This window comes from Cyanobium sp. NIVA-CYA 375, from assembly GCF_056108345.1.
The window spans coordinates 1-605 of sequence record NZ_JBSYHW010000384.1; the positions used below are offsets into that span (position 1 = coordinate 1).

Below are 605 nucleotides of genomic sequence, written 5' to 3' on the forward strand. Positions count from 1 at the left end.
CGAGCAGACCGGAGTAGTCCGGTGCCGATACCAGCGGGAGATGCGGAACGCTTGCCATGCCATGGTTAATAGCGCGGCAAGCATAACATCCGGTAAACGCGGAATAGGGGTTTTTCCCTAGCCCCCGCGCGCCTTTTCGTGGTGGCGGATTACTTCCTCGATCACGAAGCGGATGAACTTCTCGCCGAATTCGGGGTCGAGGTCGGATTCTTCCGCCAGCTTGCGCAGCCGGGCAATCTGCGCCTGCTCGCGGCCCGGGTCGGACGGGGGCAGGGCATTGGCCGCTTTGTAGGCGCCAACCGCCTGGGTAATCCGAAACCGCTCCGCGAGGATATGGACCAGCGCGGCGTCAATGTTGTCGATGCTGCGGCGGAACGCGGCGAGCTGCGGGTCGGGTGCGGAGTCAGTCATCGCGGCCACGCCTATCACGGCGGTAGGGCGGTTTCCAAGCGTTCTGCGGCAAGAGATTCTCGGCCCTTGCCAAGCGCGCTTCGTGGTCGCATGGCGCCAGCGATGACCGCAGACATCGTTCCCCTGCCGCGCAAGCGCCCGACGCTTGACCCCATGCTCGCCCTGACCGCGAGCGGCATGAATTCCGTCAATGC

General features: G+C 64.5%; 1 protein-coding gene. It reads right to left on the bottom strand.

Features of this window, described 5'->3' with window-relative positions; genetic code table 11:
• Positions 1–117: 117 nt before the first annotated feature.
• Positions 118–411: a chorismate mutase gene (locus AC01FP_RS18710; RefSeq protein WP_474482409.1), complete on the bottom strand. Its 294-nt coding sequence runs from the start codon at positions 409–411 to the stop codon at positions 118–120.
• Positions 412–605: the final 194 nt, after the last annotated feature.

Bases quoted from the DNA above. Each gene is read 5' to 3' on its own strand.
- AC01FP_RS18710 (WP_474482409.1), bottom strand. From the start codon at position 411: ATGACTGACTCCGCACCCGACCCGCAGCTCGCCGCGTTCCGCCGCAGC.